Origin of the sequence: Streptomyces spinosus (assembly GCF_020400655.1) — a bacterium.
Taxonomy (GTDB): Bacteria; Actinomycetota; Actinomycetes; order Streptomycetales; family Streptomycetaceae; genus Streptomyces; species Streptomyces argyrophylli.
Genome location: NZ_JAINRC010000005.1, coordinates 233,809 through 260,510, shown reverse-complemented (window position 1 = coordinate 260,510; position 26,702 = coordinate 233,809). Strand labels below are relative to the sequence as shown.

The 26,702-nt window shown below is 73.9% G+C and carries 19 protein-coding genes; 6 read left to right on the top strand and 13 right to left on the bottom strand.

The window, feature by feature from the left end:
* Positions 1-26: 26 nt before the first annotated feature.
* Positions 27-2,447, bottom strand: coding sequence for an endopeptidase La (gene lon / locus LG395_RS12355; protein ID WP_225809371.1), 2,421 nt, complete (start codon positions 2,445-2,447; stop codon positions 27-29).
* 157 nt (positions 2,448-2,604) lie between these two features.
* Positions 2,605-3,393 carry a rhomboid-like protein gene (locus tag LG395_RS12350; protein WP_225809370.1) on the bottom strand — a complete coding sequence of 263 codons (789 nt, stop codon included), beginning with the start codon at positions 3,391-3,393 and terminating at the stop codon, positions 2,605-2,607.
* Positions 3,394-3,587: 194 nt separating this feature from the next.
* Here LG395_RS12350 and LG395_RS12345 point away from each other — a divergent pair, with 194 nt between their 5' ends.
* The 4 genes from LG395_RS12345 (at position 3,588) to LG395_RS12330 (ending at position 10,357) form a co-directional block, all read left to right on the top strand.
* On the top strand, positions 3,588-4,265 hold the full coding sequence (locus LG395_RS12345; protein WP_171152887.1) for a spermine/spermidine synthase domain-containing protein: 678 nt from the start codon (positions 3,588-3,590) through the stop codon (positions 4,263-4,265).
* Between the two features lie 112 nt (positions 4,266-4,377).
* On the top strand, positions 4,378-5,118 hold the full coding sequence (locus LG395_RS12340; RefSeq protein WP_171152889.1) for a response regulator transcription factor: 741 nt from the start codon (positions 4,378-4,380) through the stop codon (positions 5,116-5,118).
* Complete coding sequence (locus tag LG395_RS12335; protein WP_171152890.1) at positions 5,115-6,239, top strand: HAMP domain-containing sensor histidine kinase; 1,125 nt, start codon at positions 5,115-5,117, stop codon at positions 6,237-6,239. The genes LG395_RS12340 and LG395_RS12335 overlap by 4 nt, the downstream gene beginning before the upstream one ends.
* 299 nt (positions 6,240-6,538) lie before the next feature.
* Positions 6,539-10,357, top strand: coding sequence for a multifunctional oxoglutarate decarboxylase/oxoglutarate dehydrogenase thiamine pyrophosphate-binding subunit/dihydrolipoyllysine-residue succinyltransferase subunit (locus LG395_RS12330; RefSeq protein ID WP_225809369.1), 3,819 nt, complete (start codon positions 6,539-6,541; stop codon positions 10,355-10,357).
* Between the two features lie 155 nt (positions 10,358-10,512).
* Here LG395_RS12330 and fxsT read toward each other — a convergent pair whose 3' ends face one another.
* From fxsT to LG395_RS12285, 9 genes are all read right to left on the bottom strand, one after another.
* Positions 10,513-13,515, bottom strand: a complete 3,003-nt coding sequence (fxsT, locus tag LG395_RS12325) for an FxSxx-COOH system tetratricopeptide repeat protein (protein WP_225809368.1) — start codon at positions 13,513-13,515, stop codon at positions 10,513-10,515.
* An 83-nt stretch (positions 13,516-13,598) separates the two neighbouring features.
* Positions 13,599-14,921: an aKG-HExxH-type peptide beta-hydroxylase gene (locus LG395_RS12320; protein WP_225809367.1), complete on the bottom strand. Its 1,323-nt coding sequence runs from the start codon at positions 14,919-14,921 to the stop codon at positions 13,599-13,601.
* On the bottom strand, positions 14,918-15,094 hold the full coding sequence (locus LG395_RS12315) for a hypothetical protein (protein ID WP_225809366.1): 177 nt from the start codon (positions 15,092-15,094) through the stop codon (positions 14,918-14,920). The genes LG395_RS12320 and LG395_RS12315 overlap by 4 nt, the downstream gene beginning before the upstream one ends.
* Positions 15,095-15,288: 194 nt before the next feature.
* Positions 15,289-18,717: a tetratricopeptide repeat protein gene (locus LG395_RS12310; protein WP_225809365.1), complete on the bottom strand. Its 3,429-nt coding sequence runs from the start codon at positions 18,715-18,717 to the stop codon at positions 15,289-15,291.
* A gap of 7 nt (positions 18,718-18,724) precedes the next feature.
* Positions 18,725-19,738, bottom strand: a complete 1,014-nt coding sequence (locus LG395_RS12305; protein ID WP_171152897.1) for an AAA family ATPase — start codon at positions 19,736-19,738, stop codon at positions 18,725-18,727.
* 186 nt (positions 19,739-19,924) lie between these two features.
* Positions 19,925-21,475, bottom strand: a complete 1,551-nt coding sequence (locus LG395_RS41145) for a VMAP-C domain-containing protein (protein WP_308071240.1) — start codon at positions 21,473-21,475, stop codon at positions 19,925-19,927.
* The gene (locus LG395_RS12295) at positions 21,436-22,542 is read right to left on the bottom strand and encodes a S1 family peptidase (RefSeq protein WP_225809364.1); all 1,107 of its coding nucleotides are present in this window, start codon (positions 22,540-22,542) and stop codon (positions 21,436-21,438) included. Before LG395_RS12295 ends, LG395_RS41145 begins: the two co-directional genes overlap by 40 nt.
* Positions 22,539-22,949 carry a CU044_2847 family protein gene (locus LG395_RS12290; protein WP_225809363.1) on the bottom strand — a complete coding sequence of 137 codons (411 nt, stop codon included), beginning with the start codon at positions 22,947-22,949 and terminating at the stop codon, positions 22,539-22,541. Before LG395_RS12290 ends, LG395_RS12295 begins: the two co-directional genes overlap by 4 nt.
* A 173-nt stretch (positions 22,950-23,122) precedes the next feature.
* On the bottom strand, positions 23,123-23,302 hold the full coding sequence (locus tag LG395_RS12285; RefSeq protein WP_014674941.1) for a DUF6104 family protein: 180 nt from the start codon (positions 23,300-23,302) through the stop codon (positions 23,123-23,125).
* 176 nt (positions 23,303-23,478) lie between these two features.
* On the opposite strand from LG395_RS12285, the gene LG395_RS12280 reads away from it, so the two are divergent.
* Positions 23,479-24,462: a DUF4097 family beta strand repeat-containing protein gene (locus tag LG395_RS12280; RefSeq protein ID WP_225809362.1), complete on the top strand. Its 984-nt coding sequence runs from the start codon at positions 23,479-23,481 to the stop codon at positions 24,460-24,462.
* Between the two features lies 1 nt (position 24,463).
* A complete protein-coding gene (locus tag LG395_RS12275) occupies positions 24,464-25,489 on the top strand; it encodes a PadR family transcriptional regulator (RefSeq protein WP_225809361.1) in 1,026 nt (341 codons plus the stop codon).
* 390 nt (positions 25,490-25,879) lie between these two features.
* Here LG395_RS12275 and LG395_RS12270 read toward each other — a convergent pair whose 3' ends face one another.
* Positions 25,880-26,464 carry a Clp protease N-terminal domain-containing protein gene (locus LG395_RS12270; RefSeq protein ID WP_225809360.1) on the bottom strand — a complete coding sequence of 195 codons (585 nt, stop codon included), beginning with the start codon at positions 26,462-26,464 and terminating at the stop codon, positions 25,880-25,882.
* Positions 26,464-26,673, bottom strand: coding sequence for a helix-turn-helix domain-containing protein (locus LG395_RS12265; RefSeq protein ID WP_014674937.1), 210 nt, complete (start codon positions 26,671-26,673; stop codon positions 26,464-26,466). Before LG395_RS12265 ends, LG395_RS12270 begins: the two co-directional genes overlap by 1 nt.
* Positions 26,674-26,702 lie beyond the last annotated feature (29 nt).

Below are 26,702 nucleotides of genomic sequence, written 5' to 3'. Positions count from 1 at the left end.
GGCCTTCCCTCATCCGGTGGCGTCCGTCACGCCGCCACCGGAACCTCCGGCGCCGCGTCGCTCGTGGCGGGCGCGAGCGCCAGCTCCAGCACCTGGCGGACGTCGGTCACGGCGTGGACGTCGAGCTTGTCCAGCACCTCGGCCGGGACGTCGTCCAGGTCGGGCTCGTTGCGCTTGGGGATGATGACGGTGGTCACCCCGGCGCGCTGGGCGGCGAGCAGCTTCTGCTTCACACCGCCGATGGGCAGCACCCGGCCGGTCAGCGAGACCTCGCCGGTCATGGCGACGTCCGTGCGGACCAGGCGCCCGGAGAGCAGCGAGGCGAGGGCCGTCGTCATCGTGATGCCCGCGCTCGGGCCGTCCTTCGGCACCGCGCCCGCCGGGAAGTGGATGTGCACGCCCCGGTCCTTCAGGTCGGCCACCGGCAGCTCCAGCTCGGCGCCGTGGCTGCGCAGGAAGCTCAGCGCGATCTGCGCCGACTCCTTCATCACGTCGCCCAGCTGGCCCGTCAGGGTCAGCCCTGCCCCGCCCGTCTCCGGGTCGGCCAGGGACGCCTCCACGAAGAGCACGTCGCCGCCGGCGCCGGTGACCGCGAGGCCGGTCGCCACACCGGGGACGGCCGTACGGCGCTCGGCCGGGTCCTGGGCGGACTCGGGAACGTGGTGCGGCCGGCCGATCAGCCCGCGCAGATCGCCGTCGGTGACGGTGAACGGCAGCTCGCGCTCGCCCAGTTCGTGCTGGGCCGCGATCTTCCGCAGCAGCCGTGCGATGGACCGCTCCAGGGTCCGCACGCCCGCTTCGCGCGTGTACTCGCCGGCGAGCTTGCGCAGCGCGCTCTCGTCCAGCGTGACCTCGGCCTTGTCCAGGCCGGCCCGCTCCAGCTGGCGCGGGAGCAGGTGGTCCCGGGCGATGACGACCTTCTCGTCCTCGGTGTAGCCGTCCAGCCGGACGATCTCCATGCGGTCGGCGAGCGCCTCCGGGATGGCCTCCAGGACGTTGGCGGTGGCGAGGAAGACCACGTCGGACAGGTCCAGCTCCACCTCCAGGTAGTGGTCCCGGAAGGTGTGGTTCTGCGCCGGGTCGAGCACTTCCAGGAGGGCGGCGGCCGGGTCGCCCCGGAAGTCGGAGCCCACCTTGTCGATCTCGTCCAGCAGGACCACCGGGTTCATGGACCCGGCTTCCTTGATCGCGCGCACGATCCGGCCGGGCAGCGCGCCGACGTACGTGCGGCGGTGTCCGCGGATCTCGGCCTCGTCCCGGACGCCGCCGAGGGCGACGCGGACGAACGTGCGGCCCATGGCGTGCGCGACGGACTCGCCGAGCGAGGTCTTGCCGACACCGGGCGGGCCGACGAGCGCGAGCACGGCACCGCCGCGCCGGCCGCCGATGACGCCCAGGCCCCGGTCGCCGCGGCGCTTGCGCACGGCCAGGTACTCGGTGATGCGTTCCTTCACGTCGTCCAGGCCCGCGTGCTCGGCGTCCAGCACGGCCTTCGCGCCCTGGATGTCGTACGCGTCCTCGGTCCGCTCGTTCCAGGGCATCTCCAGGACGGTGTCCAGCCAGGTGCGGATCCAGGAACCCTCGGGCGACTGGTCGGAGGCGCGCTCCAGCTTGTCGACCTCCTTGAGGGCGGCCTCGCGGACCTTCTCCGGCAGGTCGGCGGCCTCGACGCGGGCGCGGTAGTCGTCGGACTCCTCGCCCTCCTTCTCGCCGTTCAGCTCGCGCAGTTCCTTGCGGACGGCCTCCAGCTGACGGCGCAGCAGGAACTCGCGCTGCTGCTTGTCGACGCCTTCCTGGACGTCCTTGGCGATGGTCTCGGCCACGTCCTGCTCCGCGAGGTGGTCGCGCAGCTGCTGGGTGGCGAGCTTGAGCCGGGCCACCGGGTCGGCGGTCTCCAGCAGTTCGACCTTCTGCTCGGTCGTCAGGAACGGCGAGTATCCGGAGTTGTCGGCCAGCGCCGACACGTCGTCGATGGCCTGGACGCGGTCCACGACCTGCCAGGCGCCGCGCTTCTTCAGCCAGGTGGTGGCGAGCGCCTTGTACTCCTTGACCAGTTCCGCGACCTGGCCCGGCAGCGGCTCGGGAACGGTCTCCTCGACACGGGCGCCCTCGACCCAGAGCGCGGCGCCCGGGCCGGTGGTGCCGGCGCCGATGCGGACGCGGCTGCGGCCGCGGATCAGGGCCCCCGGGTCACCGTCGGCGAGCCTGCCGACCTGTTCGACCGTGCCGAGGACGCCGGTCTTGGCGTACGTGCCGTCGATGCGTGGCACCAGCAGCACCTTGGGCTTTCCGGGTTCGGAGCGCGCGGCGGCCTGGGCGGCCTCCACCGCGGCCCGCACCTCGGCGTCGCTCAGGTCCAGCGGAACCACCATGCCGGGCAGCACGACCTCGTCGTCGAGCGGCAGCACGGGCAGGTTCAGCGTGAACGCCGGTGACTCAGCAGCCATGATCTCCCCTTCGGCAGTCAACTTGAGCTATGCCGACTCAATGTTCTGGCGGGTCCTGTTGTTCCCGGGGGTCTGTTCGCTCTGAGCGATCACCTGAGCGGGCGGTGCTGAACTGCGGAAACGCATCCGGCCGCGGGCCGTTGGAGTGGCGCGTCCCTCAGGCCGGCCGGTGCCACCGCCGGACCAGCGGCCAGGCCGCCACACCGATCGTCAGGGCGATGAGGTGGCCCCAGTTCGTCAGCGGATCCGCGTACGCCAGCAGGTCGCTCAGCAGCCCGCCGGCGGCCAGGGTCAGCAACGGCCAGCGCAGCCAGGGACGCAGCAGGCCCGTCAGGGCGCCGGTGCTCGTGGCCACGCCGAAGCTGATGCCGTAGTCGAGGCGGTGCAGCGAGGTGTCGGGCAGGTGGCCCAGCAGGACGGCGAGGCCCACCGGTACCTCGGTGGCGAGGGTCGCCAGGACATGGCCGGCCAGGAAGACGCAGGCGGCCCGCGCTCCCCCTATCCGCCGCTCCAGCGCGGTGAGCACCAGCAGGAACGCGACCGTGTACGGCGTGAGGAGCCCGCCCGCGATCCACAGCGCGCTGGCCAACAGCACGAGCACGGGGGTGCGCACCAGGTGGGCCACGTCGGTGCTGGAGCCCTGGTGGAGCGCGTGCACCAGGCCGGGGTCGGCGTGGGCCGCGATCAGGGAGGTGACGGCCAGGAGGGCCGCGTAGCCGAGGGTGAACGGGGCGCCGGCGGGGGTCGGCAGCAGGTGCCACGGGCGGGGCGGGGGCCGGTGGGTCCGCGGGGCGGGCAGCGCCGGGGCGGTGGCGCGCTGGCGGGGCATGCCGTCCAGCAGGCCCGCGAGGACCGGGGCCGGGATTGCGGCCGTGCCGTCCGGAAGGGGCGTGCCCGGCGCGGGCGGGTACGCGTCCGGCGTGGGGCCCGTCGTGCTCCGTTCCACGGTGAGACGCTCCTTCCGTCGCGCCCCACCCTTGGTGCCCGGCACGGCGCTGTCCATGACCGACGCCACACCGCGGCGGATTCACGGCAACCTCTCACCCGCCGGGCGCTCGCGGCCCCGGCTCGGACCACCCGTCCGTGGGTGTCCCGCGCAATTGCCGTGAACGCCGGGCCCCGTTCGAGCAGGATGGGGTCATGACTGCCGTGTACGACACTCCCGTGGTCCTGGACCGGCGCGACGGCCCGTACGGCGAGGTGGTGCTGCGCAGACACGGTGCGCTGCTGCAGATCATCGCCAACGGCTGCTTCCTGATGGACACCTCGGACGGCCGCTCGGAGCGGCTGCTGGTCGACGCGGCCCGTGCCGCGCTGGACGCCCGGCCGGCGCCCGAGGTGCTGATCGGCGGGCTGGGCGTGGGGTTCTCGCTCGCCCATGCCGCCGCCGACCCGCGGTGGGGGCGCATCACCGTGGTGGAGCGGGAACCCGCCGTCATCGGCTGGCACCGGGACGGACCGCTGGCCGAGGTGTCCGCCGGCGCGCTCGCCGATCCGCGCACCGCGATCGTGGAAGCGGATCTCGTGCGGTTCGTCAATGAGACATCGGACACGTTCGACGCGCTGTGCCTCGACATCGACAACGGGCCCGGATGGACCGTCACCGAGGACAACGACACCCTCTACTCGCCGGCCGGACTCGCCGCCTGCGCACGGGTGTTGAGGCCCGGCGGGGTGCTCGCGGTGTGGTCGGCCGAGCCTTCTCCGGAATTTGAAGGAAGCTTGCGGAATGCCGGGTTCCAGCAGGTGCGTACCGAAGAGGTGCCGGTTGCCCGGGGCGTTCCGGACGCCGTCCACCTCGCCGTCCGACCTGGATAGCGACAGCACGGCCGGTCACCGTAATGTGCTGCCCTGACGCCGATCATTCAAGCGTCAAACGCAGACATGGGATCACCCCACTGATTCCGGAAAGCAACAACAGGGGCGGGCGATGGAGCAGACACACACCTCCCAGAGCGGCGCGGCGACGACCACCCCGGGCGCACAGCGCCGGGTGCTGGTCGTCGAGGACGACCCGACGATCGTCGACGCCATCGCGGCCCGGCTCCGCGCCGAGGGATTTCTCGTGCAAACGGCGGGCGACGGTCCGGCAGCGGTCGACACCGCGGAGGCATGGCAGCCCGATCTGCTGATCCTCGACATCATGCTGCCGGGCTTCGACGGGCTCGAGGTGTGCCGGCGGGTGCAGGCGCAGCGGCCGGTGCCGGTGCTGATGCTGACCGCGCGGGACGACGAGACGGACATGCTGGTCGGGCTCGGCGTGGGCGCCGACGACTACATGACCAAGCCGTTCTCGATGCGGGAGCTGGCCGCACGCGTGCACGTGCTGCTGCGCCGGGTGGAGCGGGCCGCGCTGGCCGCCACCACCCCGCGCTCCGGCATCCTGCGCCTCGGCGAGCTGGAGATCGACCACGCGCAGCGCCGGGTGCGGGTGAAGTCCGAGGACGTCCACCTGACGCCCACCGAGTTCGACCTGCTGGTGTGCCTGGCGAACACCCCGCGCGCGGTGCTCTCCCGGGAGCAGCTGCTGGCCGAGGTGTGGGACTGGGCGGACGCCTCCGGCACCCGTACGGTCGACAGCCACATCAAGGCGCTGCGGCGGAAGATCGGCGCGGAGCGCATCCGCACGGTGCACGGCGTGGGCTACGCGCTGGAGACGCCGACCCCATGAGCGGCGGCGGGCGCCAGACCGCACGGAGCAGCCCCGGGGCCCTCGGCGAGGAGCCCTGGGGCGGCGTGCGCCCGTTCTCGATCAAGACCAAGCTGGGCGTGCTGGTCGTCATCTCGGTGCTGATCACCACGGGTCTGTCGATCGTGGCGGTGCACACCAAGACGGAGCTGCGGTTCATCACGGTCTTCTCGATGATCGCCACCTTGCTGATCACGCAGTTCGTGGCGCACTCGCTCACCATGCCGCTGGACGAGATGAACGCGGTGGCCCGCTCCATATCCCAGGGCGACTACACCCGCCGGGTGCGCGAGAACCGCCGGGACGAGCTGGGCGACCTGGCCCAGACGATCAACGTCATGGCCGACGAGCTGGAGGCCCAGGACAACCAGCGCAAGGAGCTCGTCGCGAACGTCTCGCACGAGCTGCGCACGCCGATCGCCGGCCTGCGCGCGGTGCTGGAGAACATCGTCGACGGGGTCACGCAGGCCGATCCGGAGACGATGCGGACGGCCCTGAAACAGACCGAGCGGCTCGGCCGGCTGGTGGAGACCCTGCTGGACCTGTCCCGGCTCGACAACGGCGTCGTACCGCTGAAGCTGCGGCGGTTCGAGGTGTGGCCGTACCTGTCCGGGGTGCTGAAGGAGGCCAACATGGTCGCCTCCGCGCGCGCGGGCATGGCCACCGGCTCCGGCAGCCACACGCGCACGGACGTCCATCTGCACCTCGACGTCTCCCCGCCGGAGCTGACCGCGCACGCGGACCCCGAGCGCATCCACCAGGTCGTCGCCAACCTGATCGACAACGCGGTCAAGCACAGCCCGCCGCACGGCCGGGTGACGGTACGGGCGCGGCGCGGGGCGCAGCCGGAGTCGCTGGAGCTGGAGGTCCTGGACGAGGGCCCCGGCATCCCCCGGTCGGAGTGGCACCGGGTGTTCGAGCGGTTCAACCGCGGCGCGGTGACCCGGCCGCACGGTCCGGGCAGCGACGGCGGCACGGGGCTGGGCCTGGCGATCGCCCGGTGGGCGGTGGATCTGCACGGCGGCCGGATCGGTGTGGCCGAATCCGAGCGGGGCTGCCGGATCATCGTCACTCTTCCGGGACTGACTTCCGTTCCAAGTTGACGTAAAGTCCGAGCGGAACCTCAAGATCCACCTCGGCCGCCGCCGGTCGGCGCGGCCGGACACGTGTGATCAGGGCAGGCCCGGGCACCCGTCGAACGAAGACGCGCAGGGTCCGTGCCCGCGCACCCTCCCGCATGCGGAACCACGCTTGTTTCCCGCCATTTCAAGCCCTGAAACAAGATTCTTGATGTGACTTACGCGACGATGACCTTGCTCGACCTGACCTTCCCGGCCAGGGAGGCGTAGCCTTTATTCCCGCTGTCCATCACCTTGTGAAGCGGAAGAGGGCGGTTGCCGCCGTGTCGCCACAGTCCCCCAGTAACTCGAGCATCTCCACCGACGACCAAGCCGGGAAGAACCCCGCAGCAGCGTTCGGTGCGAACGAGTGGCTCGTCGACGAGATCTATCAGCAGTACCTCCAGGACCCGAATTCGGTAGACCGTGCCTGGTGGGACTTCTTCGCCGATTACAAGCCGGGTGCTCCTGCCACCCCGGCTCCGGCGGGTACTGCGGCCACGGGGGCCGCAGAGACCCCCACCACGGCCCCGCAGGCCCGGCCCGCGGCCCCGGCCCCCCAGGCCGCCGCCCCGGCCGCCCCCGCGGCTGAGAAGCCCGCCGCCGCTCCCGCCCCGGCCGCGGCCCCGGCCCCGGCCCCGGCCCCCGCGGCGAAGACCCCCGCCCCGGCCAAGCCGGCGCAGCCCGCACAGGCGCCCGCTCAGCCCAAGGCGAAGCCCGCCGAGGCCCCCGAGGGCCCGGAGCTGGTCACGCTGCGCGGTCCGGCCGCCGCCGTCGCCAAGAACATGAACGCCTCCCTGGAGCTGCCGACCGCCACCTCGGTCCGCGCCGTCCCGGTGAAGCTGCTGTTCGACAACCGCATCGTCATCAACAACCACCTCAAGCGCGCCCGGGGCGGGAAGATCTCCTTCACGCACCTGATCGGCTTCGCGATGGTGCAGGCCATCAAGGCCATGCCGTCGATGAACTGGTCGTTCGGCGAGAAGGACGGCAAGCCGACCCTCGTCAAGCCGCCGCACGTCAACCTCGGCCTGGCCATCGACCTGGTGAAGCCGAACGGTGACCGCCAGCTCGTCGTGGCCGCCATCAAGAAGGCCGAGACGCTGAACTTCTTCGAGTTCTGGCAGGCCTACGAGGACATCGTCCGCCGCGCCCGCGACGGCAAGCTGACGATGGACGACTTCACCGGTGTCACGGTCTCCCTGACCAACCCCGGCGGCCTCGGCACCGTCCACTCCGTGCCGCGCCTCATGCCCGGCCAGTCCGTGATCATGGGCGTCGGCTCCATGGACTACCCGGCGGAGTTCCAGGGCACCAGCCAGGACACCCTGAACAAGCTCGGCATCTCGAAGGTCATGACGCTCACGTCGACCTACGACCACCGGGTCATCCAGGGCGCCGCCTCCGGCGAGTTCCTCCGCCAGGTCGCCAACCTGCTGCTCGGCGAGAACGGCTTCTACGACGACATCTTCGAGGCGCTGCGCATCCCCTACGAGCCGGTCCGCTGGCTCAAGGACATCGACGCCAGCCACGACGACGACGTCACCAAGGCCGCCCGCGTCTTCGAGCTGATCCACTCCTACCGGGTCCGCGGCCACGTCATGGCCGACACCGACCCGCTGGAGTACAAGCAGCGCAAGCACCCCGACCTGGACATCACCGAGCACGGGCTCACCCTGTGGGACCTGGAGCGCGACTTCGCGGTCGGCGGCTTCGCCGGCAAGTCGATGATGAAGCTGCGTGACATCCTCGGCGTGCTGCGCGACTCGTACTGCCGCACCACCGGCATCGAGTTCATGCACATCCAGGACCCCAAGCAGCGCAAGTGGATCCAGGACCGCGTCGAGCGCCCGCACGCCAAGATGGAGCGCGAGGAGCAGCTGCGGATCCTGCGCCGGCTGAACGCCGCCGAGGCCTTCGAGACGTTCCTGCAGACGAAGTACGTCGGCCAGAAGCGCTTCTCGCTGGAGGGCGGCGAGTCCGTCATCCCGCTGCTCGACGCGGTGATCGACTCCGCCGCCGAGTCCCGCCTGGACGAGGTCGTCATCGGCATGGCCCACCGCGGCCGCCTGAACGTCCTCGCCAACATCGTCGGCAAGTCCTACGCGCAGATCTTCCGCGAGTTCGAGGGCAACCTCGACCCGAAGTCGATGCACGGCTCCGGCGACGTCAAGTACCACCTGGGCGCCGAGGGCACCTTCACCGGTCTGGACGGCGAGCAGATCAAGGTCTCGCTGGCCGCCAACCCCTCCCACCTGGAGACGGTCGACCCGGTCATCGAGGGCATCGCCCGCGCCAAGCAGGACATCATCAACAAGGGCGGGACGGACTTCACCGTGCTGCCCGTCGCCCTGCACGGCGACGCGGCCTTCGCGGGCCAGGGCGTGGTGGCCGAGACCCTGAACATGTCGCAGCTGCGCGGTTACCGCACCGGCGGCACGGTCCACATCGTCATCAACAACCAGGTCGGCTTCACCGCGGCCCCCGAGTCCTCGCGTTCCTCCATGTACGCGACGGACGTGGCCCGCATGATCGAGGCCCCGATCTTCCACGTGAACGGCGACGACCCGGAGGCCGTGGTCCGCGTCGCGCGTCTGGCCTTCGAGTTCCGCCAGGCGTTCAACAAGGACGTGGTGATCGACCTCATCTGCTACCGCCGCCGCGGTCACAACGAGTCGGACAACCCGGCCTTCACCCAGCCGCTGATGTACGACCTGATCGACAAGAAGCGCTCGGTGCGCAAGCTGTACACCGAGTCCCTCATCGGTCGCGGCGACATCACCCTGGAAGAGGCCGAGCAGGCCCTGCAGGACTACCAGGGCCAGCTGGAGAAGGTCTTCACGGAGGTCCGCGAGGCCGTCACGACCCAGCAGGCCACCGGTCCCGCCCCGGACCCGCAGGCGGACTTCCCGGTGGCGGTGAACACCGCGATCTCCTCGGAGGTCGTCAAGCGCATCGCCGAGTCCCAGGTCAACATCCCGGACTCCTTCCACGTCCACCCGCGTCTGCTGCCCCAGCTGCAGCGCCGCGCGGCGATGGTCGAGGACGGCACCATCGACTGGGGCATGGGCGAGACCCTCGCGGTCGGCTCCCTGCTGCTGGAGGGCACCCCGGTCCGGCTGTCCGGCCAGGACTCCCAGCGCGGCACCTTCGGCCAGCGCCACGCGGTCCTCATCGACCGCGAGACGGGCGAGGAGTACACCCCGCTGCAGTACCTCGCCGAGGACCAGGCGCGCTACAACGTCTACAACTCCCTGCTGTCCGAGTACGCGGTCATGGGCTTCGAGTACGGCTACTCGCTCGCCCGCCCCGACGCGCTCGTGATGTGGGAGGCGCAGTTCGGCGACTTCGTCAACGGCGCCCAGACGGTGGTCGACGAGTACATCTCGGCGGCGGAGCAGAAGTGGGGCCAGACGTCCGGCGTCACCCTGCTCCTGCCCCACGGCTACGAGGGCCAGGGCCCGGACCACTCCTCGGCCCGTGTCGAGCGGTTCCTCCAGCTCTGCGCGCAGAACAACATGACGGTCGCCATGCCGACCCTGCCGTCGAACTACTTCCACCTCCTGCGGTGGCAGGTGCACAACCCGCACCACAAGCCGCTGGTGGTCTTCACCCCGAAGTCGATGCTGCGCCTGAAGGCCGCCGCGTCGAAGACGGAGGAGTTCACCTCGGGTCAGTTCCGTCCCGTCATCGGGGACACGGCGGCGGACCCGGCCGCGGTCCGCAAGGTCGTGTTCGTGGCCGGCAAGCTGTACTACGACCTCGAGGCCGAGCGGCAGAAGCGGGGCGTGACGGACACCGCGATCATCCGCATCGAGCGGCTGTACCCGCTGCCGGGCGCGGAGATCCAGGCGGAGGTCAACAAGTACCCGAACGCCGAGAAGTACCTGTGGGCGCAGGAGGAGCCGGCGAACCAGGGTGCGTGGCCGTTCATCGCGCTCAACCTGATCGACCACCTGGACCTGGCGGTCGGCGCGGACGTCCCGCACGGCGAGCGCCTGCGGCGCATCTCGCGTCCGCACTCCTCGTCCCCGGCGGTCGGCTCCGCGAAGCGGCACCAGGCGGAGCAGGAGCAGCTGGTGCGTGAGGTCTTCGAGGCGTAGTGCCTCCGGCGGTCAGCCGAAACTGAGAGCCCGGTGCCGAGTTCCGACTCGGTACCGGGCTCTTCGGCTGCCCGGCGGGGCGGTTGCGGATGGTGCGCGGCTGCGGACCGTCCTCGGTTGCTCGCGCGGTTCCCCGCGCCCCTCGCGCGGCGCTTTCAGCCCAGGTACGCCTCGAAGTCCCAGTAGGGGCGGACCCGTTGGCGGGCCGAGATGGTGTGGGGGTGCTGGGCGCCCAGGGTGCGGGTGAGGGACAGCAGGGCGTCCTCCTCCAGCTTTCCGGCCTCCTCGTGCTCGTGTGCCGCGCGCAGGTCCGCGGCCAGGGCCACCTGGCAGGACAGGGTGAGCGGGTGGTCGTGGTCCAGCGTGTGGCGCGCCCGGCGCAGGGTGTCGCGGCTCAGTTCCACGGCGTCCTCGATGCGGCCGTTGAGGTTGCGCGCGCCAGTCGCGTTCAGGGCGCAGCCCAGCACCCAGGGGTGGTCGGGGCCGAGCGTGGCGCCGAGGCCGGCGAGGGCGGACTCGAACATGGACAGGGCCTCGCCCCGCTCGCCGGAGGCCTGCATGACCAGCCCGGTGTTGGACAGCATGCCGGTGGCCACGGGGTGCGCGGGGCCGAGCAGCGACCGGTAGCCGGCCTCCGCCTCGTCGATGAGGTCGCGGGCCTGGCTGAGGTCGCCGTGCTCCCGCAGGAAGTTGCCGTAGTTGGTGAGGAACGCCAGCGTGCGGTAGTGCCCGCGGCCGTGCAGCTGGATCAGCTGGTCCAGCAGGCTGGCCATCCCGGGGCCGACGTCCGGGGTGTGCCCGCCCTCGCGGCGCCGGCACATGGCCAGCTGGGAGCGGGCTTCGAGGGTCTGCGGATGCTGCGGGCCGAGCACCTGCACATGGAGCCGTACGACGGGTTCCTGACGGGCCAGCGCCTCGCGGTAGCGGCCGAGCAGGCGGAGGCTGTGGGTGACCGCGTTGCCGGAGTGCAGGGTGTTGATGTGCCGGGCGCGCAGGACGCTCTCGCGCCGGGCCAGGGTCTCCAGGTCGAGGTCCAGTGCCTCGGCGTAGCGGCCCAGCATGCGCAGGGTGACGCCGAGGTTGTGCCGGGCGACCAGGGTGGGCGGCTCGTCCGGGCCGAGGAGCCGCTCGTTGCCCTCGAGGACCTCGCGCTGGAGGTCGTACGCGTCCTGGTAGCGGCCCAGGGAACGCAGGCCGGAGGCGATGGCGCTCTTGCTGACGAGTTCGCCGATCTCGTTGCGCCGGGGCGCGGCCTGGAGCTGTTTCAGCACGCCCCGGTGCAGCTCGTACAACTCGCGGAACCTGCCGCTGTTGCGGAGCATGTTGCCCTCTTGGGTGGCCAGGTCGAGCATCGGCTGGTCGATCGGGTCCATGAACCGTGACCAGTGCCGGCGCACCTGCTGCGCCAGTTCCAGGCCGCCGCTGTACTCGCCGCTGCGGGTGCAGTACCGCAGGCAGTTCAGGACCAGCTCCTGCACGCGCGGCTGCCCGCTCTCCAGGGCGCCGGAGGGTTCCAGGTGGGGCAGCAGTTCGGCGTAGCGCGGCCAGTTGCGGCTGTCGGCCGGGTTGCCGGGATCGGCCTCGGCGAGCAGGGTGCGCACCGCCCGCCGGTGCAGTTCACGGCTGCCGTCGCTGGTCAGCTTGGAGACGATGTCGTGGACGAGCCGGTGCATGTGCACCGACTCCTGGTGCGGGCCCATCTCGGCGGCCAGCGGGCCGCGGGTCTCCCGGGTGAGCACCGAGTAGTTGACGAGGGTGTCCAGGGCCCGGGTCCAGGCGGGCAGGTCGGTGGACATCCAGCGCAGTTCCTCGGGCAGCTCGGCGCGCGGGTAGGCGCGGATGAGGCCGAGCGGGATGCGTCCGGGGGCGAAGGAGGTGCACAGGCCGAGCACCTCGATGGCCTGCGGCTGGGAGCGGCGCAGCCGGTTGAGCAGTATCGCCCAGGAGGTGAGCGAGGACTGCGGGAAGCCCTCGCCGGTGACGGGCTCGTCGACGGTGGACAGCCGCCGTTCGCGCACCATCCGCAGGTACTCGGCGGCCTCCATGCCGGACTCGCCGAGCCAGGACGCGGCCTGCACCAGCGGCAGCGGCACGTCGCCGAACTCGGCGGCCACCTCGTCGGCCTCGCGGGCGGTGATGTGCGGGGCGCGGCGCATCAGGTAGGCGGTGGACTCGGGGCGCAGGAACGCGGGGATCTCCAGGACGTCGGTGTGCTCGTTCCAGCCCCGGTTGCGGGAGGTGATCAGCACGTGCCCGGTGCCCTGCGGGAGCAGCGAGGTCACACCGTCGATGTCGTCCCAGCCGTCGAAGACCACCAGCCAGTTCCCGTACGGTTCCCCGCGCCTGAGCGCGTTGCGGACCGCGCGGATGCGTTCGCCGGGCTCGCTGCCGATGCGCAGGCCGAGTTCGACGGCGAGTTCGCCGAGGCGGTCGCGCTGGATGGTGCGGTCGTCGCTGTTGACCCACCACACCAGGTCGTAGTCGGTGCTGAAGCGGTGGGCGTACTCGGCGGCCAGCTGGGTCTTGCCGATGCCGGACATGCCGACGAGCGTGCAGGCGGCGGCGCCGCGCTCGGCGTCGGCGAGCCGCTGGTGGAGTTCGCCCAGCAGGTCGTCGCGGCCGGTGAAGCGCGGGTTGCGGCGCGGCACCTCGCCCCAGATCTCGCAGCGCTCGTCCGGGTAGCGGAGCCGGCCGGCGAGCGCGCGGGGGCGGGTGAGCGGTTCCAGGCCGAGGCGGCGCAGCAGGCGGTCCTCGGCGGCCTCCTCGCTCAGCGCCCAGAGGCTGGCCGGTTCCAGGACGGCGGTGGCGGGCAGCAGCGGCCGGTTGGTGAGGTTGACGGCCGCGAACCGGTCGGCGTGGGCGGCGACGAAGCCGCGCAGCGCGTCGTTCCACTCGCCCGGCGGGCGGGGGCCCAGTTCGAAGAACCAGTCGTTGAGGACCAGCAGCACCTTTCCGCTGGCCAGCAGCAGATCGCCGAGCGAGTCCTCCAGCGCGACCTCGCGCGGCGGGTCCCAGCGCTGCAGGGTGGCCCGGTGTCCGTGCCGCTCCAGGCACTGCGCGATCCACGCCGCCCACGAGCGGTAGTACCCCGGGAAGACCACGAGCACGTGCTCGGGTGCCGCCGCGCCGTTCGCGCCCGGTCTGCGCTGTTCCGCCATCGCCGCTCCCTGCTTCCACCGCCGCCGCCGGTCTCCTGGGCGGCCGCACGCATAACGTAACGCAAGAGGTCGTCCACGGAGCGTCAGCCCGGCGCGTGGGCGCTCCCCGCGAGGCGCGCGTGATGGCTGCCCATGTGCCGGACGAACTCCCTTCCACAGGGGGTCAGTTCATCGGAATCCGCCAGTACGGACAAGGCCTCGGCGACCTGCTCCCGGCACGCCTCGAACCGCTCGTCGGCGCGCCGCCGCCACACCCAGGCGGGTCCGGTGCGCGCCCTGCCCCACAGGTCCAGCAGCGCGAGGTGCGCGTAGGCGCCCTGGAGGACCCCCGGCACCGGGCGCGGGTCGCGCCGCCAGCCCACCCGGTGCAGGCTGCCGCCGGGCCGCCACAGCGGGACCAGTTCGTCCAGCACCGCCAGTTTGGTGTGGTGCGTCTCGTGCACCAGCAGCTCGGCGAGCTCGCGCCGGTCGGCCGGCAGCTGGGCCAGGACGGCGCCGGGCGCGGTCCGCACGGTGGCGCTCAGCGGCGGTCCGCCGCCCGCCGACGGCGCCAGCGGGACGACGGCCCGCACCAGCGCCAGGGTCTCGGCGGCCCGGGCGGGGTGCGTCGCGGCCAGCAGGGCGTGCGCGTCGCGCCAGCGGGCGGCCCAGGCGGCCGGGTCGGAGTACGGCCGCTCGGCCGCGGGCAGTGCCGCCGGCCCGATGCCGCCCGGGGGCACCCGGTGGGGGTCCACGTCGTCGAGCACGGCGGTGCCGCCGGGCAGGCTGTGCAGCGCCGACCAGGCCAGGGCGCCGTCGGCGGTCCACCGGGTGCCGGGTCCGGCCGGGGCGGGCCCGGGCAGCAGCAGCGTCTGACCCGCGCCGTCGGTGACGCGGAGGGTTCCGGTCCGGCCGCTGAGCCGGGCCCGGCCGCGGGCGCAGCGCAGCAGACCGGCACCGGGCAGCGGCAGGGCGCCGGCGGGCAGCACGCGGGTGGTGGTGAAGCGGCAGCCGGCGCGCAGCGCTGCGGCGACGGCGACCGCGCCCAGCCCGGCGAGCCCGTCGGCGAACGCCGGCCCGTCGGGCGCGGCGAGCGCGGTGGCCAGCCAGGCGCCGGTCGTCGGATAGTCGAGGACGGCGCGGACGGCCGCGGCGTCGGACCGCTCGGCCCGCTCCAGCAGCGCCCAGTCGTCCTCGAAGCGCCGCCGTACCGCCGCGGGCAGGGTGCCGCGCACGCGGTCGAAGCGGACCAGGAGGGACTTCAGCAGCAGCATCCGCCGGGCGTGCAGGGCCGCGCGCAGGGCCGCGGTGACGGCGGGCAGCGGCCGGGTGCGGGCCAGGGCGGCGAGGGTCTCGGGCGGGACCGGCCCCGCGGCGGGGCCGGCCGGGCGTATGTCCGCCTCGGGTCCCACGGCTCCCGGGGTCATGCCACGGTGTCCTCGCCGTGTAAGGGCTGACGTGCGGGACCGGCCGAAAACGCGCGCCCGGGCCGGCCCGGCGTGATCTCGTCGTCCCCGCCGGTGGTGTACCAGACCCGGCGCAGCCCGTCCGGGTCGGCGAGCACCCCGGCGACCGCCGCGAGCACCGCCGGATCGTCCATGGCACGCAGTGTCCGCAGGTCGACGTCGGTGAGGTCGGGCGGGAGCACGGCCTCTTCGGCGTCCTCGCCGAGGCCGGCCCCCCGTGTCCTAAGCTCCCCCACCCTCGGCTCCTCCCTGCCCTACGCCCGCCCCGCACAGCCGAAGTGGCTGCCCACTTCTTCCCGACAGGCCGGAACCAGAAACCCTGGACGGCTCAACTCCGGTCAAGTTCGCGCGCGTCGGCCCACTCCTGGGACCACGGCCACCACGGCGGGGCCGTTTCCCGCCAGTCCGGCCCGGGCAGCGACCGGGCGTCCGCGGGCGGCGGTCGCCGCTCCGCCCGCCGGGTCAGCTCGACGTCGGCCCAGTCGACCTCGCGCAGCGCCCCGACGAGCCGCTGCCACTGGTCCAGGGCGGCCCGGAAGGCGTCACGGGCCGCGCCGGGCCGTCCCATCAGCGCCAGCACCGCCCCGCAGCCGTGCCGGGCGCGTGCGGCCGTCACCGAACCGGGGTCGCCGCCGTGGGCCGCCCGCGCCTCCCGTTCGGCGTTCTCGTACGCCTGCAACGCCTCCATCAGCACCGGCGCGCCCGCGTGGTACCAGCCCTCCAGCCGCACCCGGCCCAGCTGGAGCCAGACCTCGGCCCGTACGGCCGCGTCGGTCGCCGCGCGCACCGCCTGGCCGAGCAGGTGCCGGCTCTCGAACAGGTCGGGCAGGAAGCCGACGTGCCGGAAGCGCTGGGCGAGGGCGCTGCCGACCAGGCCCTGGAGCCGGGCGCGGTGCGCGGACCGGGCGGGCAGCGACTTCAGCGCCTCGCGCAGCACGTACTCGGCGCGGTCCACCACACCGGCCCCGTCACCGGCGGAGGCCCGCCGCAGCAGCGACTCGCCCCAGGCGGTGAGGAGCCTGACGCGCAGCGGGCCGTCGGCGGGGGCGAGCAGCGCGGCCCGCTCGTAGGCGGCGTCGGCCTGCCCGGTCTCCCCGGCCGCGTCGTGGAACGCGGCGAGCGCGGCCAGGCACGGCAGCAACAGGTCCGGATCGTCCCCGGCGGCCTCCAGCGCCTCACCGAGCGCCCGCCGCGTCTCGGCGTCCTCGGCCCCGGCCCCGCGCAGCGCCCGCGCGAGGTCGAGCAGCGCGGGCCCCCGCACGGAGTCGGGCACCCGCTCCCGCGCCAGCAGGGCGCAGGCCTCCCGCAGTACGGGCTCGGCGGCACCCGGGCGCCGCAGGTCGAGCAGGATCCGCCCGCGCAGCGACAGCCGCGCCCGGTGGGCGGTCACCTCCCAGGGCACGCCGTCCCGGCTCTCGCGGGACGGCTCCGGACCGGCGGCGGGTACGGCGGTGTCCGCGCCGTCGTGGTCGTGTCCTGAGCGGCCGTCACCGGTACGGCCGTGTGTGCTCCCGGCGTGGCCGGCCCGCCTGTCACCGGAGCCGCCGTCGCCGCCCCCGGGACGACCGGACGCGTCGCCACCGGACACCCCGTCGGCGAGCCCGAAGGCTCCACCGGACCCGCCGTCACCCGGACTCGCGCCCTCGGTGCCCACGGGGCCGGGGCGCCAGGCGCGGGCGACGGCGGTGATCCGCGGCCAGGGCGGGACCTCGCCGTCCAGGGCGCCGAGGGCTTCCGTCAGGTGGTCCCGTTCGGCCGTCAGCTCCCACAGTTCACGATGGCACGACGCCAGTTCCAGGGCCGCTTCCGCCCGTTCCCGGCTGTCGGCGGGGGCCGCCCCGTACGCGCCGGCGAGTTCGGCCGCCGCCTCCCGCAGCAGCCCGGCGCGCCGCCCCTCCGCCCGCGCACCCGCCGTACCGGCCTCCGCGCGCAGCACGCGGCCGAGGACCAGGCGTGCCCGCGCCACGGGACCGGGGCCGTCGGCGCCGGTGCCCGTCGTGGCGGCGCGGGCCTGTTCCCGTGCCCGGCGCAGCATCTCCGGGTCGGCCAGCTGCCGCCACCGGTCGAGCAGCCGCTCGGCCTCGGTCAGCGGATCGGGGGTGACCAGGTCGGGCAGGTAGAAGCGCAGCACGCGCGCGGGGATGCGGGCGAACAGCTCGGCCTCCACGCTGCCGCCGGTGTCCCGCGCGCCGCCGTCCTGCGCGGGGCGCTCCGCGCCGGCGTCCGGGTCGTGGTCGGCGAGCCGGGCCGCGGCCAGGGCGGAGAAGTTGCGGGTGCCCTTGCCGAAGTGCCGTTCCACGTAGGCCGAGCAGTGCTTGAGGACGAGTCCGGCGGTGTCCTGGTCGAGGGAGGACAGCAGCAGGTCCTGCATGCGCGGCGAGTACGCGAAGCACGGCTGGTCCTCGGTACCGGGCAGTTGCCGCAGCAGTCCGCCGAGCAGCACCTCGGCCAGTTCCATGGGGCCGGTGTCGGGCAGCATGGCCCGCTGGACCAGCCGCATCACGGGGAGGGTCAGGGGCGCGGCGGCGAGGTAGACGGCGAGCCGGAGGGCGCCGGGTGACGCTCCGGCGCGGAAGGACCGCAGCAGCTCCTCGTCGGTGCGCGCCGGGGCCGCGGCGGCGACGGCCCCCGCGGCGGTGGCGGGGCGGACGAAGCCGGCCCAGGCGTGCTCGCGGGTCGGCCCGGTGCCGGCGAGGAGCCGGGCGAAGGCCGCGAACGCCTCCGGGGTGGGCTGGAGCACCGGCACGGGCCGCGCGCCCGGCGGCGGTTCCTCCGCTTCCTCCCACGGCTCGTCCTCGGGCAGGAAGTCCAGGCGCCCGCCGGACTCGCCGGTGCGGACCAGCAGCCCCGGCTCGGCGGGCAGCGCGGTACGGGCCCACAGCCGGGGCGGCAGCGGCTGGACCACGGCCAGCGGGGCGGTGCGCGGCCAGCCGTGCAGCAGGCGCTGCGCGGTGCCGTTGTGCCACAGCGGGCCGACGCAGTCGCTGATGACGAAGGTGAGCCGGTGCCCGCTGGGGTCGTGCAGTTCGTCGGCGGGCCGCAGCCGGGTGCGCCGGCCGGGACCGGCGGTGGTGCCGACGAGGGGGGTGCCGGCGTCGTCGGCGTACAGGTGGTGGACGCGGACGGAGGCGAACGCGCCGGACTGCTGGCAGGCCTGGCGCAGTTCCTCGACCATCTCGTCCCAGACGGCCATGGCGGGCCCGGTGTCCATGAGCAGCTGGACGTCGCAGCGCCGGTGGCGGCCGGGCCGGGTGACCGGGAGCAGGATGCCGCTGGCGGCGGCGCGGTCGGCGGTGGCCGCCTCGTCGATCCGCTCGTCCCGGCCGCGTGCGGAGGCGGTGCGGTAGCGGCCGAGGGCACGCAGTGCCTTCTGCAGGCCGAGCAGTCCGGGCAGGGCGCCGGCGGCGGGGGCGCGGACCGGGAAGGCCGCGGGGTCGGCGCCGGTCCGGGCGTAGGGGGCGGGTGCCGGGGTGTGCAGGGGGACGGCGGGCGCGTCCGCGCGGAGCGCCTGCGGGCCGTCCGGCGGTTCGTCCCGCGGCCGCGGACCGGACGCGTCGCCGGTGCCCGGGGAACCGGCGGGACCGGAACGGTCGGGCGGTCCTCCGGGATCGGGGCCCGGCCTGCCGTCGGGGTCGCCTGGCGCGGACGTGCCCAGCCGCCGGGCCAGCCAGAGCGCGTCGGCCACGTCCTCGGCGGTCGGCTGGAGCCCGCCCTGGCGCAGCTTGCCGATCAGCTCGTCCAGGCGCATCCCCGGCATCCGCCCCTCACCTCGTACGGTCGAGCGGTTGCATCAGCATCTCGGCGATCCGCTCCCGGGTGAGGCCCTGCGCGTGCGGATCGTGCTGGGTGAGGAACAGGGCGTTGAGGAGCTGGTCGGCGGCGAGCACCTCGCCGGGTTCGCGCTCCAGGAAGCGGCGGATGAGGTCGCTGCCGGCGGCGACGCCGTCCGTGCCGAGGTGTGCCTCGACCATGGCGGTGAGCTGCTCCTCGCCGGGCGGGTCCAGTTCGAGCTGGACGCAGCGGCGCAGCAGCGGGGCGGGAAAGTCGCGTTCGCCGTTGGAGGTCATCACGATCACCGGGAACGCGGTGCACGCGACGCGCCCGCCGCGCACGGCCACCCGGTCGCCGTCGTGCGTGAGCACCTCGACGACCGGTTCCCGGTCGGCCAGCCGTTCCAGCTCGGGGACCGAGAACTCGCCTTCCTCCAGCGTGTTCAGCAGGTCGTTGGGCAGGTCGAGGTCGCTCTTGTCGAGCTCGTCGATGAGCAGGACGCGGGGCTGCTCGGCGGGCAGGAGCGCGGTGCCGAGCGGTCCGAGGCGGATGTAGGAGCCGATCCCGGAGGCCGCGGCACCGCGGTCGTCGCCGCCGGCGCGCTCCAGCTGGACGTCCTGGAGACGGGCTATGGCGTCGTACCGGTACAGGCCGTCCTGGAGGGTGGTCCGGCTGACCACGGGCCAGCGCAGCACCTTGCCCAGGCCGAGTTCGTGGGCGATCGCGTAGGCCAGGGTCGACTTGCCGGTCCCCGGGTTGCCGGTGACCAGCAGGGGCCGGCGCAGGTACAGGGCCGCGTTGACCGCGTCGACCTCGGCCGGCCGGGGCGCGTAGTTCTCGACGAGCCGGCGGCGCACGCCGAGCCGGCGGGCGCTGCTGGGATCTTCCGGGCCGCTGTCGGCGCCGTCGCGGGAGGCGGCGAAGTCACGCCAGGGCGGCGGCGCCGGCAACCGCCGCATGCCGTCGTGCGGCTGACCCACTCCGCGGTAGATCCGCCAGTCGTTCACCTTGGGCTCCTCCCGGCTCTGGTGATCATGCAGCGGGCCCGGCCGTCCGACGTACGAGGCTACCGCCCGTCGGCCGCGCCCGCCGAGGTTCGCGGCGTACGGCGCCCCCTCCCCCTCCCCGCGAACAGCCGTACGAATCCGTGGAGTTGACGGGACGTCCACCGGGAGCGGCGGGCCGTCGGCGGGTCAGCCGCCGGGCGCGGCCAGCGGCGGCGGCCGCATGCTCTCCGTCCCGTACGGCGTCCGGTCCGGCGGCGGGTCGACCAGCACGGCTATCTTGCCGCGCAGGCCGTGCGCCCGGGCGGTCTCCGGGTCGGCCAGGCGGATGCGCAGATCGCGGACCGGACCGTGCAGCCCGTCCGCGTGCCCGGCGAGCCCCAGCAGGTCGGCGGCCTGCCGGTGGAAGTCCCCGCACTCGTCGTGGTCGTGCAGGTCGCGGCGCCAGAGCACCACCGCGTGCCCGGACCGCAGCGCGTCCCGCATCGCCGCGTAGCCCTCGCCGCTGCCGACGGGACCGCAGTAGACGGGCACGGACGCGTCGCTCATCGCCGACAGGGCGCCGTAGTAGGGGAACCGGCCCCCGGCCCGGGCACCGGGCGGATGCCCCTCGTCGGCCGGCCGCCCGTGCAGCGTCCCGTGTACGAGGGGGCCGCGCGCGACGCCCTTCCAGCGGCGGCGCCACTCCGGTGAGGGCGGCAGGCCGTTGCGCCGGATGTCCCGGACGACGACGGTCCGCCGCATCCCGAGCGGCAGGGCCCGCTCGTCCACGAAGTCGTCGTCCTCGTCGTCCTCGACGTCCTCGACGTCCCCGACGTCCTCCACCGCCTGGCCGGCCGTGGCGGCGCGCGGGCCGGGGAACAACTGCCAGTCGTCCACGGGGAGGTCGAACAGCTTGCGGGGCAGGAAGACCTCGATCGCGGCGAGATGCTCCCCGTGGTCCCCCTGGTTCAGCGCCTTGGCCAACGGCTCGCGCAACACCAGCGCCAACTCCTCGGCTCGCGCGCCCCGGTCGTCCCCGTCGACCGGCGTGACGTCCTGCCCGCCGTAGATCAGCTGCACGCTCCAGGGGTGCCGGCCGTAGGTGGCCGGGCCGATCTTGACGAGGACGTCGGTACGGGTGTCGGCGGAAGGGGCGCGGAGGGAGGGGATGGTGACGTGCGGCCGGGCCGCCGGTCCGGTGAGCGACGCGGTGCCGGGGCACTGGACCGTGGGCGGCGGGTCAACGGCGGCCAGACCGTCGAGGCTTGACGGCGCGTCGACGGCGAAGGGTGCGCCGAGGGTCGCCGGTGTGTCGGGAGCGGCAGACGGACCGGGGGTGGGTGGCGCGTCGAGGGCGGCAGGCGGACCGGAGGTTGGTGGCGCGTCGAGGGCGGCAGACGGACCGGAGGTTGGTGGCGCGTCGAGGGCGGCAGACGGACCGGGGGTGGGTGGCGCGTCGAGGGCTGACGGCGCGTCGACGGCTCCGACCGGCGTCGGCACGTCCACCTCTGCGCTCTGCGCCGCCACGTCCTGCGCCGGGGTCACGACCGCTCCGTTCGACACGGGCACTCCGCCGGAGGGGCCACAGGGACCACCGGACATGCCGCCTGGCTGGCCGCCGGGCCGGCTGCCGGACATCGCGCCGGTCTCGGCGCCCTCCAGCAACGCGCCGATGGCCTTGCCGACCGCCCAGTGCCGGTGGCCGGCGGCCTGCCCGGCTATCCACTCGGTGAACGCCCGCAGCCGGCCCGTCTCCACCTCCCCCCGTGTTCACCCGCGGTCCGGCGGGCGACCCGGGCGGCGTACAGCAGTACGGCGTCCAGGTCGACCAGCGTTCCACCGCCGCCGGGGTCGAGCATGCGCAGGCCGTACAGCAGCGCGGCGCCCTCGCGCCAGGTGCGGACGTTCCGCAGCATCAGCGACGGCAGCCGTTCGCCCCGCACCTGCTCCTTCACGTCCTCCACGAGGTGGACGACCTCACCCGCCCCGGCGGGCGGCGGCAGGTGCGCGAGATGGCCGTAGAGCCGGGTGCGCAGTTCCGTGGTGACGCCGGAGACGGACGGCGCGTGCCCGGCCAGGGTGGCCTGGACGGCGGTCCAGTGCGGGTAGGGCGAGGGGGCGCCGAGGAGGCTCGCGTGATGGAGGTCGTGGGCGCGCAGCACCTCGCGCACCGCGCGCCCGGACTCGCGCGAGTCCAGCAGTTCGTACAGCGCGGTGACCGGTACGGCGACGCCCTCCTCCCGCCGGCGCCCCTTGATCACGCCGATGACGGAGCCGTGCCGCAGGTCGAGCACCGGCCCGCCGGAGAGTCCGCCGATGGGGAGGATGCCGGTGAGCAGCAGCGCGCGGGCGTCGGACCCGGCGAGTTCGCCGCTGCCCTGCCGGATGCCCAGCTCGCCGGTCTGCACCGACCAGCCGTAGAGCCCGAGCGGGGTGAGCGGGCCGGCCTCCCGGTCGCCGAGCCACAGGCAGCGCACCGCGTCGGCGCCGGTCACCCGGACGAGCGCGAGGTCGGGGAACGGCCACGGGTCGGGGGCAGGCCGTCCGGGCTCGGGACGGGGCGCGACGACGACGGCCGTCCCGGTGCCGCCGCGCGGCTGCCAGGCGCCGTCGGCGGTGCGCTCCTGCCAGGTCACGCTCAGGGCGCTCTCCCCTCGGCACACCGCGGCTCCCCCCTTTCCCACGACGTGGGCGCAGGTCAACAGCCAGCCCGGGGCTATGAAGAACCCCGACCCCCAGTACGAGTCACGGTCCGTTGCATACCCGTCACCCGGTGCGCCGATGCGCGCGAGGGAGGGGCGCACCATCTCGTCGAAGGCGCTCATACGGCCCCGGGGGCCGGGGACTGCGGCGGTACGACCGTGCCGCCCGTCGTCGCGGGGTCCGCGCCGCCCGCCGTCGTGGCCGGTTCGGTCCAGGTCAGGGACACGGTGAGGGAGGACGTGCCACCGCCCTCGGCTATGGCGCTCACGATCTTGCCGGACTGCGCCGTCAGTTCGATACCGAAGCTGACGGAGACCTCGACGGGGGCCGGTGTGTCCAGACCGGCGCGCAGGGAGCGCACGACGCCACCGACCGTGCCGGCCAGCCCCCCGGCCATGTCGATGACCCGGTCGCCGAGCCCGGTGTCCCAGTAGCCGCCCTCGTCCAGCGCCTCCTCGGCGGCGGCGCCGATCCTGGCCCAGACCACGGTTCCGTCGTCCAGGCGCACGCGTTCGATTCCTCCAGCCATGACGCCCCCGTTCGCCGATGGGAGGAGAAGGCTAACTCCCGGGGAGGGAGAGGGGGAGGGGAAGAGGGGAGCCGGCGGGGGATACGGCCGGCGAACGCCCCCCCGTCCCACACGCTCGCCCCTGTCACCCCGCCGGCCTCGCCCAGGCCCTCGTCCCGCTCATCCCCCGCGCGCTACTCGTCCTCCTCGTCGTCGAGCCGGGCGAGCCAGGTGGCCAGACGCTCCACGGGCACCTCGAAGTCCGGGTTCAGGTCCACGAACGTGCGCAACTGCTCCGCCAGCCACTCGAAGGTGACCTCTTCCTCGCCACGCCGCTTCTCCAACTCCTCGATACCGCGGTCGGTGAAGTACATCGGTGCCCATCTCCAGCAGATACATCAGCCTGACAACAACTCCCACCAGCCTATGCCGCCGCCGGGACGTCCCCCGGAAGAGCGCCTTGACTTCCGACGGCCACGATATATCGTGAATATCGGAGAACGCGATATGGCGTGTCCTGACACGTGCCCCGCCCGGCCGAGGAGGCCCCATGCCCGAGTGGTCCGTCACCGAACCCCAGAAGCTGACCTTCGACGCCCCCCTGCACGACCTCCAGGTCCGCATCGTCAACGGCACGGTGAACGTGGTGGGCACGGACGAGGGCCCGGCCCGCCTGGAGGTCTCCGAACTGGAAGGCCCGCCCCTGATCGTCACCCGGAACGGCACCACCCTCACCGTGGCCTACGAGGACCTGCCCTGGAAGGGCTTCCTCAAGTGGCTCGACCGCAAGGGCTGGCGCCGCAGCGCCGTCGTCTCCCTCGCGGTGCCCGCCGACACGCGCGTGGAGGTGGGCGTGGTCGGTGCCGCGGCAGTCGTCTCCGGCATCCGCGGCCCGGCGGTGATCAGGGGAGTGACCGGCGACACGACCCTGGTCGGCGTCTCGGGCCCGGTCCGCGCGGACACCGTCTCGGGGAACCTGGAGGCCCAGGCGGTCACCGGCGACCTGCGGTACAACTCGGTCTCCGGCGACCTGACCGTGGTCGAGGGCTCCGGCTCCTCCGTGCGCGCCGACACCGTCAGCGGCTCCATGATCGTGGACCTGGACCCGGACGGCCCCACGGACATCGGTCTCACCAGCGTCTCGGGCGAGATCGCCATCCGTCTGCCGCACCCGGCCGACGCCGAGGTGGAGGCGAACACCGCGAGCGGCACGATCTCCAACGCGTTCGACGGACTGCGGGTGCGCGGCCAGTGGGGCGCGCACAAGATCACCGGCCGTCTCGGCGCCGGCACCGGCAAACTGCGGGCCACCACGGTCTCCGGCTCGATCGCCCTGCTGCGCCGCCCGCCCCGGGACGACGACGAGGACACGTTCCCGGACGCCGGACCCCACCCGGCCGATCACTCCCCCGGCACCCCGCGAGACAATTCCGTCTCCGGCCAGGACGACACCGGGGGCACCGACGGCACTTTCGGTGCCGGCCCTTCCACCGGCGGCCCGGCCGACGGCACGACCGACAAGAAGGTGCTCTGACATGCCTCCCGTCTTCGCCCACGGCCGCCTCCGCCTGTACCTGCTCAAGCTGCTCGACGAGGCCCCGCGTCACGGCTACGAGGTGATCAGGCTGCTCGAGGAGCGCTTCCAGGGTCTCTACGCCCCCTCGGCGGGCACGGTTTACCCCCGCCTGGCCAAGCTGGAGGCGGAGGGCCTGGTCCGGCACACCACCGAGGGCGGCCGCAAGGTGTACGCCATCACGGACGCGGGCCGCGCCGAACTCGCCGACCGCAGCGGCGAGCTGGCCGACCTGGAGCTGGAGATCCGCGAGTCGGTCGCGGAACTCGCCGCCGAGATGAGGGCCGACGTGCGCGGCGCGGCCGGTGACCTGCGCCGCGAGGTGCGCGCCGCCACCTCCGAGGCCCGCCGTGGCACCAAGGCTTCCGGCGCCGGGTACCCCTTCGGGGAGCCCGGGGAGATGGGCGAGAAGGAGGCCTGGAAGACCGCCAAGGAGGAGATGCGCCGGGTCAAGCAGGAGTGGAAGGAGCAGGCGCGGCGCGCCAAGGACGAGAGCCGCCGGGCCCGCGAGGAGGCCGAGCGGGCCCGCCGTCAGGCCCAGGAGGCACAGGCGCGGGCGCGGGCCCAGGCGCAGGAGGAGATGCAGCGCATCGCCCGCCGGGTCCAGGACCACTTCACGCGCGGCGACTGGCCGACCGGCGTCCGCGAGGGCCTGACGGAACTGGCCAAGGAGCTCGGGGACTTCGGGAAGGACTTCGGCAAGGGCTTCGGCCGGGACCGGACCTTCGGCCGCCCCGGGGAGGAACCGCATCACACCTCCCCCAGGGAGGACTTCCCCGCCGACTACGAGCCCGCCTGGGCCCACGAACAGGACACCACCGGCGACCCGGCCCGCGACCTCGACCGCCTGCTGGACCGCTTCCGCGACGACATCCGCGACGCGGCCCGCGACCACGGCATCACCCCCGCCCAACTCCGCGAGGCCCGCCACCACCTCTCCACGGCGGCGGCCCACATCGCAGCCCTGCTCCACACCCCCAAGCCCTGACGCCCCGGAGTCCGGGGCGAACCCCCGCGGGGCCCACCTCCCGGCCGACCGAGCCGGACGGGCCGACGGGAGAACACCCGCGGCCTGAACCGGAACCCCGGGCGCTCACCTCGAAGCCGGCCGAGCCGGACGGACAGGTGGCGAAGCATCCGGAGTCCGGGGCGAACCCCCGCGGGGCCCACCTCCCGGCCGACCGAGCCGGACGGGCCGACGGGAGAACACCCGCGGCCTGAACCGGAACCCCGGGCGCTGACCTCGAAGCCGGCCGAGCCGGACGGACAGGTGGCAAAGCATCCGGGGTCCGGGGCGAAGCCCCGCGGGAGCCGCCTCCTGGCCGGCCGAGCCGGACGGGCGGTGAGAGAACAACCCCCCGGGGCGCGGCCGACGCGCTCAGCCCGCAGCCGACCGAGCCGCCGGGCACACCCGCGACACCCCTTCGAACGTCACCCCGTGATCGGCCAGCACCTCCCCCGCCACGCCCGGCAGCACGGTGAGCGCCAGCAGCAGGTGTTCGTCCCCGATCCCCCGGTCACGCCGAGCCAGCGCGACCCGCAACGCCCGCTCCAGCACCCCCCTGGCCCCGCGGCCGAAGCCGGGCCGCCGCCCGCCCGACGACCACCCCGCCCGGCCCGTGCCCCGCCCCCGGTCACCGGACATCGCCCCGACGCCGTGCACCTCCTCCACCCGCGCCACGATCTGCGACACATCGATCCCCAGCCCGGCCAGCGCGTCCGCGTCGGCCCGGGTCAGCCCGGCCCGCCGCCGGGCCTCCCGCACATCGCGCCGCACCCGCTCCCGTGCCTCCGGCTCCGCGAGCCCGAGGGCGGACAGCGCGAAGGACGCCCGGCTGCCCTCCCGGTCGAGGAGCGCGAGCAGCAGGTGCTCGGCGTCCACGGACCGCGCCCCGTCGCCCTCCGCGTGCGCGTACGCCCCTTCGACCACCGCCCGGGCGTCCTTGGTGAACCGCTCGAACATCAATGCCTCCCGTACTTCTTGTGCACGGCCTGCCTGCTGACACCCAGCTCCGCGGCGATCTCCTGCCACGACCAGCCCTGATTGCGCGCGCTGCGCACCTGTACCGCCTCCAGCTGCTCCAGCAGCCGGCGCAGCGCGGCCACGGCCCGCAGCCCGACCCGTGGATCACGGTCACCGGCGCGCTCGGCGAGATCGGTTGCCTCACTCATGCTGTCAATCTAAGTTGACATCCGGCAGG